Source organism: Escherichia sp. WS33, assembly GCF_046486385.1.
In the GTDB taxonomy this organism is placed as follows: Bacteria; Pseudomonadota; Gammaproteobacteria; order Enterobacterales; family Enterobacteriaceae; genus ECMA0423.
In genome coordinates this window covers 14,148-28,363 of record NZ_JBJQLJ010000032.1, presented here as the reverse complement: position 1 = coordinate 28,363, position 14,216 = coordinate 14,148, and the positions used below count along the sequence as shown (strand labels likewise).

14 protein-coding genes and 1 tRNA gene are annotated in these 14,216 nt (G+C 47.5%); 10 read left to right on the top strand and 5 right to left on the bottom strand.

Features of this window, described 5'->3' with window-relative positions:
* Window positions 1-45 precede the first annotated feature (45 nt).
* The gene (pepD, locus tag ACJHXA_RS20530; protein WP_001293016.1) at window positions 46-1,503 is read right to left on the bottom strand and encodes a cytosol nonspecific dipeptidase; all 1,458 of its coding nucleotides are present in this window, start codon (window positions 1,501-1,503) and stop codon (window positions 46-48) included.
* 260 nt (window positions 1,504-1,763) lie between these two features.
* On the opposite strand from pepD, the gene gpt reads away from it, so the two are divergent.
* The 3 genes from gpt to crl all read left to right on the top strand — a co-directional run bounded on the left by gpt (window position 1,764) and on the right by crl (window position 4,017).
* Window positions 1,764-2,222 (top strand): xanthine phosphoribosyltransferase, encoded by a 459-nt coding sequence (gene gpt / locus ACJHXA_RS20525; RefSeq protein ID WP_001291990.1) that lies wholly within the window; start codon window positions 1,764-1,766, stop codon window positions 2,220-2,222.
* Between the two features lie 91 nt (window positions 2,223-2,313).
* Window positions 2,314-3,558, top strand: coding sequence for an esterase FrsA (frsA, locus tag ACJHXA_RS20520; RefSeq protein WP_000189543.1), 1,245 nt, complete (start codon window positions 2,314-2,316; stop codon window positions 3,556-3,558).
* Between the two features lie 57 nt (window positions 3,559-3,615).
* Window positions 3,616-4,017 carry a sigma factor-binding protein Crl gene (crl, locus tag ACJHXA_RS20515; protein WP_000174677.1) on the top strand — a complete coding sequence of 134 codons (402 nt, stop codon included), beginning with the start codon at window positions 3,616-3,618 and terminating at the stop codon, window positions 4,015-4,017.
* 38 nt (window positions 4,018-4,055) lie between these two features.
* Here crl and phoE read toward each other — a convergent pair whose 3' ends face one another.
* The gene (gene phoE, locus ACJHXA_RS20510; RefSeq protein WP_000749882.1) at window positions 4,056-5,111 is read right to left on the bottom strand and encodes a phosphoporin PhoE; all 1,056 of its coding nucleotides are present in this window, start codon (window positions 5,109-5,111) and stop codon (window positions 4,056-4,058) included.
* 287 nt (window positions 5,112-5,398) lie between these two features.
* Here phoE and proB point away from each other — a divergent pair, with 287 nt between their 5' ends.
* The 4 genes from proB (at window position 5,399) to ACJHXA_RS20490 (ending at window position 8,685) form a co-directional block, all read left to right on the top strand.
* Window positions 5,399-6,502 carry a glutamate 5-kinase gene (gene proB, locus ACJHXA_RS20505; protein WP_001285288.1) on the top strand — a complete coding sequence of 368 codons (1,104 nt, stop codon included), beginning with the start codon at window positions 5,399-5,401 and terminating at the stop codon, window positions 6,500-6,502.
* Between the two features lie 11 nt (window positions 6,503-6,513).
* Window positions 6,514-7,767, top strand: a complete 1,254-nt coding sequence (gene proA / locus ACJHXA_RS20500) for a glutamate-5-semialdehyde dehydrogenase (RefSeq protein WP_000893255.1) — start codon at window positions 6,514-6,516, stop codon at window positions 7,765-7,767.
* A gap of 114 nt (window positions 7,768-7,881) precedes the next feature.
* Window positions 7,882-7,957: transfer RNA gene (locus ACJHXA_RS20495), tRNA-Thr, on the top strand.
* 569 nt (window positions 7,958-8,526) lie between these two features.
* Entirely contained in the window at window positions 8,527-8,685 is a 159-nt protein-coding gene (locus ACJHXA_RS20490) for a hypothetical protein (protein WP_164474134.1), read from the top strand.
* A gap of 41 nt (window positions 8,686-8,726) precedes the next feature.
* On the opposite strand, the gene ACJHXA_RS20485 is transcribed toward ACJHXA_RS20490, so the two are convergent.
* Together ACJHXA_RS20485 and yecR are read right to left on the bottom strand one after the other, a co-directional pair.
* On the bottom strand, window positions 8,727-9,107 hold the full coding sequence (locus ACJHXA_RS20485) for a hypothetical protein (protein ID WP_096981031.1): 381 nt from the start codon (window positions 9,105-9,107) through the stop codon (window positions 8,727-8,729).
* A 139-nt stretch (window positions 9,108-9,246) separates the two neighbouring features.
* The gene (gene yecR, locus ACJHXA_RS20480) at window positions 9,247-9,576 is read right to left on the bottom strand and encodes a YecR family lipoprotein (protein WP_071829443.1); all 330 of its coding nucleotides are present in this window, start codon (window positions 9,574-9,576) and stop codon (window positions 9,247-9,249) included.
* Window positions 9,577-9,762: 186 nt separating this feature from the next.
* Between yecR and ACJHXA_RS20475 the strand changes: the two genes are divergently transcribed.
* Entirely contained in the window at window positions 9,763-10,173 is a 411-nt protein-coding gene (locus ACJHXA_RS20475; RefSeq protein ID WP_045148755.1) for a hypothetical protein, read from the top strand.
* Here ACJHXA_RS20475 and ACJHXA_RS20470 read toward each other — a convergent pair.
* Window positions 10,168-10,728 (bottom strand): tyrosine-type recombinase/integrase, encoded by a 561-nt coding sequence (locus tag ACJHXA_RS20470; RefSeq protein WP_045148753.1) that lies wholly within the window; start codon window positions 10,726-10,728, stop codon window positions 10,168-10,170. The two genes, ACJHXA_RS20475 and ACJHXA_RS20470, sit on opposite strands and share 6 nt — an antisense overlap.
* 1,565 nt (window positions 10,729-12,293) lie before the next feature.
* On the opposite strand from ACJHXA_RS20470, the gene ACJHXA_RS20465 reads away from it, so the two are divergent.
* A complete protein-coding gene (locus ACJHXA_RS20465) occupies window positions 12,294-12,458 on the top strand; it encodes a hypothetical protein (protein WP_283512353.1) in 165 nt (54 codons plus the stop codon).
* Window positions 12,424-13,872: a DEAD/DEAH box helicase gene (locus tag ACJHXA_RS20460; protein WP_045148751.1), complete on the top strand. Its 1,449-nt coding sequence runs from the start codon at window positions 12,424-12,426 to the stop codon at window positions 13,870-13,872. The genes ACJHXA_RS20465 and ACJHXA_RS20460 overlap by 35 nt, the downstream gene beginning before the upstream one ends.
* Window positions 13,873-14,216 lie beyond the last annotated feature (344 nt).

Here is a 14,216-nt window from a genome sequence, read left to right as displayed (position 1 = left end):
ACTGCCGGAAGGCGATTAAACGCCATCCGGCAGCAAATCAAATAATTACTTCGCCGGAATTTCTTTCAGCAGTTCAGTCAGCAGTGTCCAGTAATGACCTACGCTTTCGATGTGAACTTGCTCATCCGGAGAGTGTGGACCGGTGATAGTTGGCCCGATAGAAACCATGTCCATTTCCGGATACGGTTTTTTGAACAGACCACATTCCAGGCCCGCGTGGATAATCTGGATGTTCGGTGTTTTGTTGAACAGACGCTGATAGGTTTCACGTACCAGATGCATCACCGGAGAATTAGCGTCCGGCTGCCAGCCAGGATATGCGCCTTTCGCTTCGGTTTTCGCGCCAGCTAGTTTACCCAGCGAATCCAGCATGCTCACCACGTAGTCTTTACCGCTGTCGATCAGTGAACGGATCAGGCAGTGAATTTCTACGTTATTGTCAGTCATGGTCACCACACCGACGTTCAGGGAGGTTTCGACCACACCTTTTGCCACGTCGGAATTGCGGATCACACCGTTCGGGGTGGCGTTCAGCAGACGAATAAAGGTATCGCGAGATTTCGCAATCAGGGCAGCTTTATCGTTCGCTACAGAGTCCAGCAACAAGGCCAGATTTTTCTCTTTCTCTGCCAGCTCGTTTTTCAGGATCTCCTGATAGGTATTCACCAGAGATTTCAGGACGTCGACTTTATCAGCTGCGACAGCAATGGTCGCAAAGGCTTCACGCGGGATGGCGTTACGCAGTGTGCCGCCGTTGAAATCGATAAGGCGCAGATCCAGTTCTTCCGCATGACCCGCCAGGAAGCGCACCAGTAGTTTGTTGGCATTACCCAGGCCAACGTGGATTTCACCGCCGGAGTGACCGCCTTTCAGACCTTTTAAGGTTAACTTGAAGGTTTCAAAACCAGCTGGAACCGCTTCACGATCTAAATGCAGGTTGGAGGTGAAGTCGATACCCCCCGCACAACCCATGTAGATTTCACCTTCTTCTTCGGAGTCGGTGTTAATCAGAATATCAGCCTGCAACCAGTTGCTCTGTAAGCCGAACGCACCGTCCATACCGGCTTCTTCGGTCATGGTCAGCAGCACTTCCAGCGGGCCGTGAACCACGTTTTCGTCAGCCAGAACCGCCAGCGCAGACGCCATACCAATGCCGTTATCTGCACCCAGCGTGGTGCCGCGCGCTTTAACCCATTCGCCATCAATATAAGGCTGGATAGGATCTTTCGTGAAGTCATGCACGGTGTCGTTATTTTTCTGCGGCACCATATCGAGGTGGGCCTGTAAGACGACCGGTTTACGATTTTCCATACCTGCGGTAGCAGGTTTACGAATCAGGATATTACCTACCTGATCGCGTTCGACATGGAAACCTTTCTCTTTTGCCCAACCAACAATGTATTCAGCGAGTTGCTCTTCATGATAGGACGGGTGAGGAATAGAACAGATTTTGGCAAAAATATCCCACAGCGGCTGTGGAGATAATTGAGACAGTTCAGACACGTTAAGTCTCCTTGTCGATCACCCGCAAAACAGTATTGCAGGTCACAGGGTTAGCAGAAAATGTTGTCAACACAAGACAGGCTTGCGAGATATGTTTGAGAATACCACTTTATCCCGCGTCAGGGAGAGGCAGTGCGTAAAAAGACGCGGACTCATGTGAAATACTGGTTTTTAGTGCGCCAGATCTCTATAATCTCGCGCAACCTATTTTCCCCTCGAACACTTTTTAAGCCGTAGATAAACAGGCTGGGACACTTCACATGAGCGAAAAATACATCGTCACCTGGGACATGTTGCAGATCCATGCACGTAAACTCGCAAGCCGACTGATGCCTTCTGAACAATGGAAAGGCATTATTGCCGTAAGCCGTGGCGGTCTGGTACCGGGTGCGTTACTGGCGCGTGAACTGGGTATTCGTCATGTCGATACCGTTTGTATTTCCAGCTACGATCACGACAACCAGCGCGAGCTTAAAGTGCTGAAACGCGCAGAAGGCGATGGCGAAGGCTTCATCGTTATTGATGACCTGGTGGATACCGGTGGTACTGCGGTTGCGATTCGTGAAATGTATCCAAAAGCGCACTTTGTCACCATCTTTGCAAAACCGGCTGGTCGTCCGCTGGTTGATGATTATGTTGTTGATATCCCGCAAGATACCTGGATCGAACAGCCGTGGGATATGGGCGTCGTATTCGTCCCGCCAATCTCCGGTCGCTAATCTTTTCAACGCCTGGCACTGCCGGGCGTTGTTCTTTTTAACTTCAGGCGGGTTACAATAGTTTCCAGTAAGTATTCTGGAGGCTGCATCCATGACACAGGCAAACCTGAGCGAAACCCTGTTCAAACCCCGCTTTAAACATCCTGAAACCTCGACGCTAGTCCGCCGCTTTAATCACGGCGCACAACCGCCTGTGCAGTCGGCTCTTGATGGTAAAACCATCCCTCACTGGTATCGCATGATTAACCGTCTGATGTGGATCTGGCGCGGTATTGACCCACGTGAAATCCTAGACGTCCAGGCACGTATTGTGATGAGCGATGCTGAACGTACCGACGATGATTTATACGATACTGTGATTGGCTACCGTGGTGGCAACTGGATTTATGAGTGGGCCACCCAGGCGATGGTGTGGCAACAAAAAGCCTGTGCGGAAGAAGATCCGCAACTCAGTGGTCGACACTGGCTGCATGCGGCTACGTTGTACAACATTGCCGCCTATCCTCATCTGAAAGGAGATGACCTGGCCGAGCAAGCGCAGGCTTTATCAAACCGCGCCTATGAAGAGGCCGCCCAGCGTCTGCCGGGCACGATGCGGCAGATGGAGTTTACTGTACCCGGCGGTGCGCCCATCACCGGCTTTTTGCATATGCCGAAAGGCGATGGCCCGTTCCCGACAGTATTAATGTGTGGTGGTCTGGATGCGATGCAGACGGACTATTACAGCCTGTATGAACGTTATTTTGCGCCGCGCGGCATTGCGATGCTGACTATTGATATGCCGTCGGTGGGCTTTTCTTCAAAATGGAAGCTCACCCAGGACTCCAGCCTGTTGCATCAGCACGTCTTAAAGGCGCTGCCTAACGTACCGTGGGTGGATCACACTCGCGTCGCGGCCTTTGGTTTCCGTTTCGGCGCTAACGTTGCCGTGCGTCTGGCATACCTTGAATCGCCGCGTCTGAAAGCGGTTGCCTGTCTTGGTCCGGTAGTTCATACCCTGTTGAGTGATTTTAAGTGCCAGCAACAGGTGCCGGAAATGTATCTTGACGTTCTGGCGAGTCGTTTGGGGATGCATGATGCTTCCGACGAAGCGTTACGCGTGGAGCTGAATCGCTATTCATTAAAAGTGCAAGGATTGCTGGGACGTCGCTGCCCAACGCCAATGTTATCAGGCTACTGGAAGAACGATCCGTTCAGCCCGGAAGAGGACTCACGCTTAATCACCTCATCATCTGCTGACGGTAAATTATTAGAGATCCCATTTAACCCGGTGTATCGGAATTTTGACAAAGGTCTTCAGGAAATCACCGGCTGGATCGAAAAACGCTTGTGTTAAAAATTTGCTAAATTTTGCCAATTTGGTAAAACAGTTGCATCACAACAGGAGATAGCAATGACGTTACCGAGTGGACACCCGAAGAGCAGATTGATCAAAAAATTTACCGCACTAGGCCCGTATATTCGTGAAGGTAAGTGCGAAGATAATCGATTCTTTTTCGATTGTCTGGCTGTATGCGTCAACGTGAAACCGGCACCGGAAGTGCGTGAATTCTGGGGCTGGTGGATGGAGCTGGAAGCGCAGGAATCCCGTTTTACCTACAGCTACCAGTTTGGTCTGTTCGATAAAGCAGGCGACTGGAAGAGTGTTCCGGTAAAAGATACTGAAGTGGTTGAACGACTGGAGCACACCCTGCGTGAGTTTCACGAGAAGCTGCGTGAACTGCTGACGACGCTGAATCTGAAGCTGGAACCGGCGGATGATTTTCGTGACGAGCCGGTGAAGTTAACGGCGTGAGTGAAATGTGCCGGATGCATCACATCCGGCAATATCTATTAAAACTGATACGTCATCCCAATCGCGACAATATCATCATTATTAATATTCAATTTGTTATCGCTATCCAGTTGGTTGATTTTATAATCAACAAATGCTGACATATTTTTGTTGAAATAATACGTAGCACCGACGTCGATATAATTAACCAGATCTTCACCACCGATACCTTCAATATCTTTCCCTTTCGATAAGACATAACCCAGCGATGGACGCAGACCAAAGTCAAACTGGTATTGAGCGACCGCTTCAAAGTTCTGTGTCTTATTGGCAAAGCCGCCAGTTATTGGCGTCATTTTGCGTGTTTCAGAATAAAAAGTTGCCAGATAAATATTATTGGCATCGTATTTCAGACCTGTAGCCCATGCTTCTGCACGCTTGCCTGTGCCACGGCTTTGCAGGTTCTGCTCGTTGGTGCGATCTGAGTTGGTATAGGCCCCACTAATGGCGAAATCGCTGCCGCCAAAGTCATATGTCAATGACGTGCCGAAGCCATCGCCGTTTTGCTTTTTAACGTCGCGGTTTTCGTTTTTCCCTTGATATTGCAGGGTTAAGTTCAGGCCATCGATAACGCCGAAGAAGTCGGTGTTCCGATACGTCGCCAGACCGCTGGCGCGTTTGGTCATAAAGTTGTCGGTCTGCGCCGAGGAGTCGCCACCAAATTCCGGGAACATATCGGTCCAGGCTTCCACGTCATACAACGCGCCCAGGTTACGGCCATAGTCGAAAGAACCCAAATCTTTATACTTCAATCCGGCAAAAGCGAGACGCGTTTTTTGCTGTGCAGTATCACTCTCCGCTTTATTTCCGGCAAACTCCGCTTCCCAACGGCCATAGCCAGTCAGTTGATCGTTAATTTGTGTTTCGCCTTTAAAACCAAAACGGATATAACTCTGGTCGCCATCTTTACTGTCGTTATCACTCATATAATGCATGGCTTTAACTTTGCCATAGACATCCAGTTTATTACCGTCTTTGTTATATATTTCTGCGGCCTGTACGGATGCAGATGCCACAATGCCCATCACCACTAATGCCAGAGTGCTCTTTTTCATTTTCATTCCTGATTTTAATTAACGCGCGAATATTCAGCGGGAGAGCCCCGTTGAAAACAGGAAAGTTTTTAACCTGAGATTGTTAAAGATATATTACAGATTAATAATATTCTTAAAATGTGGTAATTTATTAAATCTGTAATAAAAGCGTAAACAACTGCCGCTAGGCTTGCTGATCCCGCGCAACAAAACGCCATGCTTTGCTTGCAGATGGTTGGCAACCGACGACAGTCCTGCTAAAACGTTCGTTTGATATCATTTTTCCTAAAATTGAATGGCAGAGAATCATGAGTGACAGCCAGACGCTGGTGGTAAAACTCGGCACCAGTGTGCTAACAGGCGGATCGCGCCGTCTGAACCGTGCCCATATCGTTGAACTTGTTCGCCAGTGCGCGCAGTTACATGCCGCCGGGCATCGGATTGTTATTGTGACGTCGGGCGCGATCGCCGCCGGACGTGAGCACCTGGGGTACCCGGAACTGCCAGCGACTATCGCCTCGAAACAACTGCTGGCGGCGGTAGGGCAGAGTCGACTGATTCAACTGTGGGAACAGCTGTTTTCGATTTATGGCATTCACGTCGGGCAGATGCTGCTGACCCGTGCTGATATGGAAGACCGTGAACGCTTCCTGAACGCCCGCGACACCCTGCGTGCGTTGCTCGATAACAATATCGTTCCGGTAATCAATGAGAACGATGCTGTCGCTACGGCAGAGATTAAGGTCGGCGATAACGATAACCTTTCTGCGCTGGCGGCGATTCTGGCGGGTGCCGATAAACTGTTGCTGCTGACCGATCAAAAAGGTTTGTATACCGCTGATCCGCGCAGCAATCCGCAGGCAGAACTGATTAAAGATGTTTACGGCATTGATGACGCACTGCGCGCGATTGCCGGTGACAGCGTTTCAGGCCTCGGAACTGGCGGCATGAGTACCAAATTGCAGGCCGCTGACGTGGCTTGCCGTGCGGGTATCGACACCATTATTGCCGCGGGCAGCAAGCCGGGCGTTATTGGTGATGTGATGGAAGGCATTTCCGTCGGTACGCTGTTCCATGCCCAGGCGACTCCGCTTGAAAACCGTAAACGCTGGATTTTCGGTGCGCCGCCGGCGGGTGAAATCACGGTAGATGAAGGGGCAACTGCCGCCATTCTTGAACGCGGCAGCTCCCTGTTGCCGAAAGGCATTAAAAGCGTGACTGGCAATTTCTCGCGTGGTGAAGTCATCCGCATTTGCAACCTCGAAGGTCGCGATATCGCCCACGGCGTCAGTCGTTACAACAGCGATGCATTACGCCGTATTGCCGGGCACCACTCGCAAGAAATTGATGCAATACTGGGATATGAATACGGCCCGGTTGCCGTTCACCGTGATGACATGATTACCCGTTAAGGAGCAGGCTGATGCTGGAACAAATGGGCATTGCCGCGAAGCAAGCCTCGTATAAATTAGCGCAACTCTCCAGCCGCGAAAAAAATCGCGTGCTGGAAAAAATCGCCGATGAACTGGAAGCACAAAGCGAAATCATCCTCAACGCTAACGCCCAGGATGTTGCTGACGCGCGTGCCAATGGCCTTGGCGAAGCGATGCTTGACCGTCTGGCACTGACGCCCGCACGGCTGAAAGGCATTGCCGATGATGTGCGCCAGGTGTGTAACCTCGCCGATCCGGTGGGGCAGGTAATCGATGGCAGCGTACTGGACAGCGGCCTGCGTCTTGAGCGTCGTCGCGTACCGCTGGGGGTTATTGGCGTGATTTATGAAGCGCGCCCGAACGTGACGGTTGATGTCGCTTCGCTGTGCCTGAAAACCGGTAATGCGGTGATCCTGCGCGGTGGCAAAGAAACGTGTCGCACTAACGCTGCAACGGTGGCGGTGATTCAGGACGCCCTGAAATCCTGCGGCTTACCGGCGGGTGCCGTGCAGGCGATTGATAATCCTGACCGTGCGCTGGTCAGTGAAATGCTGCGTATGGATAAATACATCGACATGCTGATCCCGCGTGGTGGCGCTGGTTTGCATAAACTGTGCCGTGAACAGTCGACAATCCCGGTGATCACAGGTGGTATAGGCGTATGCCATATTTACGTTGATGAAAGTGTAGAGATCGCTGAAGCATTAAAAGTGATCGTCAACGCGAAAACTCAGCGTCCGAGCACATGTAATACGGTTGAAACGTTGCTGGTGAATAAAAACATCGCCGATAGCTTCCTGCCCGCATTAAGCAAACAAATGGCGGAAAGCGGCGTGACATTACACGCAGATGCAGCTGCACTGGCGCAGTTGCAGGCAGGCCCTGCGAAGGTGGTTGCTGTTAAAGCCGAAGAGTATGACGATGAGTTTCTGTCATTAGATTTGAACGTCAAAATCGTCAGCGATCTTGACGATGCCATCGCCCATATTCGTGAACACGGCACACAACACTCCGATGCGATCCTGACCCGCGATATGCGCAACGCCCAGCGTTTTGTTAACGAAGTGGATTCGTCCGCTGTTTACGTTAACGCCTCTACGCGTTTTACCGACGGCGGCCAGTTTGGTCTGGGTGCGGAAGTGGCGGTAAGCACACAAAAACTCCACGCGCGTGGCCCAATGGGGCTGGAAGCACTGACCACTTACAAGTGGATCGGCATTGGTGATTACACCATTCGTGCGTAAATAAAACCGGGTGATGCAAAAGTAGCCATTTGATTCACAAGGCCATTGACGCATCGCCCGGTTAGTTTTAACCTTGTCCACCGTGATTCACGTTCGTGAACATGTCCTTTCAGGGCCGATATAGCTCAGTTGGTAGAGCAGCGCATTCGTAATGCGAAGGTCGTAGGTTCGACTCCTATTATCGGCACCATCTAAGAAAATCAATCACTTAGCGTAAAAAATCTAACGGATTGTATCTTCAATTATCATTCTTGATAACACTTGGTAAACGCCTTTGCGTTGTATCGGCTCAAGGATTGTACAACGTAATGGCGGGTAGTTACCAGGCTCAAGCCCGAACAGCATTAGAAATTTTGCCATCCCTTGAAGCTGAAAGAGTTGCCGGACTCTCTAAACACATCACTTGAACCCTTAGCGATACGTTCCGCGCTTCGTGCGGCGCTCAATGATGCTACACGTCGAGATGACGTTGCAGAGAATAAACAGGCGTAATGTTGGGAAGACTAACCGGATCGGGAAAGAATCCGGCTCTGCCACGGTTTCGATCACCGGAGTATAACGATCACCTGATAAGAGAACGTGCTAAGGCTTTATCCTCCCTGCGAAGGGATTACACCCTGCGGAAGCGCTACGCGCCGCCTTTTCTTATGTGCCCAACACGGCACGTAATGGTCATCTATTATCTGCACCATTGTAACTTTCGTTGTACTGTCTCTCTACTGTACGTTGAACGCTGGCATATTCAGCGGAGGGGATAACATGTCAAAAGCTAACTCACAAGCAGCCACGAAGCGTAACAACCGAAAGATACACGCTCGTAAATTCCTGGCTACGCCGGAGGGTAAATTATGGTTAGAACGCAAGACAATCGAAGAAGCTGAAATGAAGCTGGTTTCAGAGGCGAGGAAATTTATATGAAGGGGGGAGGGCATATTTCTTGTAGGATGTGCCCCCATTCCTCAACTTTTTTGTGCTTCCGCCGCGATTCTTACTCCACAAAGAAAATCACCAAGACCAGCCCCAACACTGGTTCCATCAGCCACATAATCACCTTTAAAAGCTAAACTTCCGTCCATATAGAAAAATTTTATTTCACCATATCCATTGTCGCAATCTGTGTTTTTCATACTAATTTTGTAATATTCAACTTTTTTATCTGTTTTTTCATACATGAACAAAGCAGATGAATCACCTTTTACATTTCTAAACGTGCCTTTCTTGACTAAAAAAGCACCGTCTTTATTCGTCGTAACTTCAATCCAATTGTTTGAATTTTCAGCGAAGGCAACTTGTGTAGCAAAAAGCACCGACAAGCCCAGTAAAGTGATTTTCTTAACCATATGCACCAATCCATTTTTTACGAATTATCTTAATTTTATCCCTGTTTTAAAGAACGTACAACGATAAGTCAGTATGAAATTTAGTCACTGCTGAAAATTCGTATCCCAAAAAATAAGGGGGCAACCCGCCCCCCGAATCTTACTTCTTCAAGTCACCAGTACATTGATATTCCATAGTGACCATTGTTTCCATACATCCGCTTGAAGATGGTTGAGAACAAACAGAAGTTGAACCACCGAAAGGCTCAGCACCAGAATAACCCCATGCAGCGCAACGTTGTGCTGCTGCTTGAGCGCCTTGCTGAACGTTCACTTTAGGGGATTCGAACATCCCGAAAGAGTAGCTCATTTTTACAGTCCCATCAGCCTTGCTACCACCAGTTGGAACCAGTTGTTTCTGTACAGCACACCCAGAGAGAAGCAGAGTTGAAGCCACTAACACCAATAAACCTTTACGAATATAAATCATCCTGAATGATTGTTTTATTTAGAAGCGCCTGCAATGTTAAAACATAATTTCAAGAATTTTAAGTGGATTCTGATTGTGATGTGATGAAGGTGGTGTGCGAATCCTTGTGGTATCTTCTCCACACTGGTATGCGCAGGGAATCGGCAGTAACATATTCTTCGAATCGATACGTACGTAGGAGAGGTTATGGCAGGAGTATTGGCAAGCACGGCGGCAGCTATAGGGATTCTTGATAAAGCGGTAAGCATCACTCAGAAGCTGGCAAATAACAGCGATGAACTGGACAAGGCTACGCTCAAACTTGAGTTAGCCAATCTAATGGTCGAACTTGCTAACGCCAAGATTGAAGCGATAACAACACAAACTCTACTTTTCGACGCGGAACAGAAAAATAAGCAGCTTGAAGATCAGCTGAAAGATAAATCGACATTTATCTTCAAGGATAATGTTTATTGGAAAGCTGGAGATGAAGTACCATTTTGTCCTCATTGTTATGAAACAAGCAATATCAAAAGACACATGCAACAGTTTGCTGTCACGAGGGGTCAAAACGCTTGGTACTGTAGTGTCTGCAAATTGAGTGTTCGATTCTCATAAATCCATTTCATTGATAATCCGGCTAACGGCTTGCTTGTCTAAGTCCAGATAGCGCCTGGTGTCAGTGATGTTGCTGTGATTAAGCACGGTCATAGCTAAAGCGATGTTGTTTGCTGAACGCTTGTAGATGGCATTCCCGCCAGCTTTGCGGAAACTGTGAGCCGATACAGTGCCATGAATACCGATAGCTTTAGCGGCCTCTGCGATCTGCTTGCTCACTTCTTCGCGTCGTACAGGCGCTTGCTTGTTCATTGATCGGTTACGCTGGCTTCTGAACACATGCACATCATGCGGATACTCAGCACGGCGACGAGCGATCATCTGCACCACTGGAGCCGGAAGGGTGAGGGCTTTACGCTTCCCAGTCTTCTGTTCTTCTATGTCTATCTCTCCGTTAATCACTTCGTCGAAGCGCAAAGCTACGGCATCCCCCACACGCAATACGGCGGCTTGCATCATTAACGTAACGTCAGCTATCAGGCTTTTGTTATGAGCGTTTAGCCATTCCCTGATCGCTTTAGCTTGCTGTTCGTCTAACACCACTGCTCTGTTCAATTTACCCTCCTTCAAGGTCACACATCTAAACCAATGAAATAAACATTATGATCAATTTCAGTGAGTTGCAAGACAAATGATCAAAAAATAATCGGTGTTGTGTGTGGTAGATGGCGCGATTGTGTCCAGGGTTCAGCGCGAACAAGCACATTCTCCTGTTCGAAATTCGCACAAACTGGAAATATCTTAGCAAAATCATAATGTTGGAAAGTCTAAACATCTGTTTGAACGTTGCCAAATCCTCAACTCTTCACGAAGAACAGCGGCAACAGCGGAACATCACACTACCAATGCTTGTGTGTGGTTTTTATCTATCTCATTGATTTAATGGTGATAAATGTAGAGTCGTTAGGCGAGGGCGGCGCTAACCTGCCTGTATGCACAGATTATGCGGAGTTTATGCACTTGCAACTGATTGCATGATGAAATGATTAGAATGCTAACCAACTGGCGGGTTTGGGCATGGAAAATCGATATTCAAATAAATTTGATAAAACATAAAAAGTCTTTAAGCAAATTGCACCTATCATAAAAGTGCTCATTGTGGACAATGATCGCTGTGAGCCGCACGGCGTAAGGCTTTCGTATAAGTGATGAAAGATACTTTGAAAGTGAGAAAGGCGCTCAGAGGGCGTTACAGGCGGGTTATTTAGAATAGATTAAGCATCGCTTTACCTGGGGTTTAGCGGGTATTTAGAATGTAATTAGCGTGGGATTTTTCCGGCGCTATGGAGGCGAGTATTCGCTATTAACACGTAATCAGGATTGATGGAGGGTTAATTCTCCATAAAGTGGACTGTACAATTTGGTATGCGCTGATCACGCGCATGAAAGTGACTTCTACAGAAAAGTATTGTTGAGAAGAAATTTTCCTGTAGAGATAATTTGTCATGCTCGCTTCGCTCACTGACACAAACCAACTACTAACTACCCTTAATTAAATTAAGGTTATTAATTATCTCTCTTATGTTCTCGTATTCCTCGAACATACATCTTTGTGCAGGATGAGCATGAGCAGATACTTTTTCATGCGACATTCACCCGCTGATCGCTGGTTCATTGTGAGCCTACGATCTCAACACATCAAAATTATGTAAAAGGGCTTATCATTAAAATGATGTGTTAACAGGTTCATTGTGCGATGTAGCGTAGCTACAAGATCGGCTCACTCGCATGAAGAGCCGGAAATGATACCCTTCCTTGAGAAGCCGTCTTATCCTATTATGAAAAAATTGTTGACGACAAATTTATTTTATGGTAGGTGGTTGACAAACGTTATTAAAATAGTGTATTATGGTAAGTATGAAGGGGAGAAAACCTTCTGAACTTTTCAGCCCTGGGCGGGGTAACTGCCTGGGGCTTTTTGCATCCAAAATCCGAAGGAGGTAGTTATTGAAGTATTTCAGTAGTGACCAGGTTTTTAATGATCTGGTGAGTGGTAAGGTGAAACGCCACGTTATTTACGCATCCATGCAAGCAGCAAAATCGAGGGAGTATACAGACCGAATGAAAATGTTCGCTGACGCTCTCGCCCGTTATGACCAACACCGTAAGGAAATTAACTAATGATGAACATTCGTTTTAGTCCAGAAGTTTACGAGGCGCTCCTTGAAGCCGCCACAATTAAAGGTGTAAGTATTCCGGCCCTGGTTAACTCCATTGTCAAACACACTATCCTACAAAAAGAGGAAACTGATGAAAGAAAAGAAACGCGTAGTAAAATTCGTTGATGCAATTTGCGGATCTGGAAAATCCACCACGTTACAGCACTACATCAAGTCAAGTTTATTAACAAATTCCGAAGCAATTCCCCCTCGTTTTCTTCTCGTGATGCCAACACATGAATTATGTGGGCAGGTGAGGGAAGAACTAAAAGACAGACGGGTGAAGAGTTTCCATGTGGACACCGAAACAGAAGCGGTAAGACACCTAATTTCCACCTTGGAATACGATTTCCAGCATTCGGTTATTATCTGTACACATCAATGTTTCATTCATTACTGCTATCGCGCAGCGCTTGAAACGGAACTTCAAAACCTTCTCCGTAATTTCAGTATCTTTGTTGATGAAATCCCTGATGCAATGTTTGGCGCTTACATCAAAGTGCAGCATACCAAACGGACGGAACAAAATTTCCCATTCCTGGATTGGCTGGAAGAGCGGGACGGATTGTTATTCCTGAGTGAGGATAAGCGTGAAGATTTCTACGACTATTGGCACGAAACAGAGGCGAATGGTGCTGAGTTAAAGCGCCTGCTCTGGGCGATTATGCAGGGTGCTGGACTTCTCTACGAAGAGAATAAACACCTGTTCGCCTTCACTGCTTCACCAATTATCAGATCTGTAGAATGGGCTGAACAACTCACACTCTTAGGTGCTGGCTCTTCTCGAAGTTTGTTTGTCTGGGCTGCTGAACATCTGACGAAATACGAAGTAGAGAAAGCTGGTGAAGATTTACAGCCGCCACTTGAAAGACGTAAACATAAGCGTGTACCGATCTCCCTGGTCGCCGTATGTGAAAACAGATGCACCCTGACAGCATTACAGAAGGTGTTTCACGAACATCTCCAGGAAATCATCCAGCGCGTGCCTGGTGAATTTATCTTCGCTACCAACAGAGATAAATCCCTGTGTCAGTTTACTACGATAGGGGATGAAATTCTTACCGATGCTTCCCGTGGTATCCGTGTTTCAATGGCTTCCTATGGCCTGAACCATTACCAGCACATACACAATGCTGTATTTCTCGGATGCAGTAATCTTGATAAAGATTTCCAAGGTAAATGGCGGCAGTATGCGGAGCTTAACGGCTGGAATGTTGAAGAATTTGAACAGAAGCAACGCTCCGCGATGAATTATGAAAGGTGCTACCAGTTTATTAGCCGTACATCTATCCGTAATGCTGACACTGATCACCCTCTGGTGTTCGTAGTACCGGATCTGGCAACAGCTGAATACATCAAAGAGCATTATTTCCCTGGAGCAAAGATTGAATGTCTGAAATTTGGGAAAGTGAGAAAGAAAGTTAAAGGTAACAACACCCGTAAAGAAGTACAGGAACACAAATCCAAAGGATTGACCCAAAGACAAACGGCTGAACTAATGAAGAAAGGGATCGCCACAATACAACGCCACTGGAACTAATCAGGAGGACTAATTGATACAATACATAAAATTGAACAACACAAACCAGATACAGATCAACGATAGCGGGAAGGGCGTTTATTATGCGCTTATCTGGTTCTGGAAGGGCAGAAAAACTAAAATTTCTTACGGAGAGCTATCTGATAAATCCAGTGTAAGTGATAACGGGATCAGATTCTGGCTTCGTGCGCTGCGCAACATTGGTGTGATCGATATCGACGATGAAAGCCATTATCTATCATTCACGCTGAAACACATCGAACGAGACAATGTAGAATTTATCTACTCTAATTTCTAAACACACAATAGGGAAACTTTTATGATCATCGCTATGTATTGGTTAT

Bases quoted from the DNA above. Each gene is read 5' to 3' on its own strand.
- ACJHXA_RS20490 (WP_164474134.1), top strand. From the start codon at position 8,527: ATGTCAAAAGCTAACTCACAAGCAGCCACGAAGCGTAACAACCGAAAG.
- frsA (WP_000189543.1), top strand. From the start codon at position 2,314: ATGACACAGGCAAACCTGAGCGAAACCCTGTTCAAACCCCGCTTTAAA.
- ACJHXA_RS20475 (WP_045148755.1), top strand. From the start codon at position 9,763: ATGGCAGGAGTATTGGCAAGCACGGCGGCAGCTATAGGGATTCTTGAT.
- gpt (WP_001291990.1), top strand. From the start codon at position 1,764: ATGAGCGAAAAATACATCGTCACCTGGGACATGTTGCAGATCCATGCA.
- crl (WP_000174677.1), top strand. From the start codon at position 3,616: ATGACGTTACCGAGTGGACACCCGAAGAGCAGATTGATCAAAAAATTT.
- yecR (WP_071829443.1), bottom strand. From the start codon at position 9,576: ATGATTTATATTCGTAAAGGTTTATTGGTGTTAGTGGCTTCAACTCTG.
- proB (WP_001285288.1), top strand. From the start codon at position 5,399: ATGAGTGACAGCCAGACGCTGGTGGTAAAACTCGGCACCAGTGTGCTA.
- ACJHXA_RS20460 (WP_045148751.1), top strand. From the start codon at position 12,424: ATGAAAGAAAAGAAACGCGTAGTAAAATTCGTTGATGCAATTTGCGGA.
- ACJHXA_RS20485 (WP_096981031.1), bottom strand. From the start codon at position 9,107: ATGGTTAAGAAAATCACTTTACTGGGCTTGTCGGTGCTTTTTGCTACA.
- phoE (WP_000749882.1), bottom strand. From the start codon at position 5,111: ATGAAAAAGAGCACTCTGGCATTAGTGGTGATGGGCATTGTGGCATCT.
- ACJHXA_RS20465 (WP_283512353.1), top strand. From the start codon at position 12,294: ATGATGAACATTCGTTTTAGTCCAGAAGTTTACGAGGCGCTCCTTGAA.
- proA (WP_000893255.1), top strand. From the start codon at position 6,514: ATGCTGGAACAAATGGGCATTGCCGCGAAGCAAGCCTCGTATAAATTA.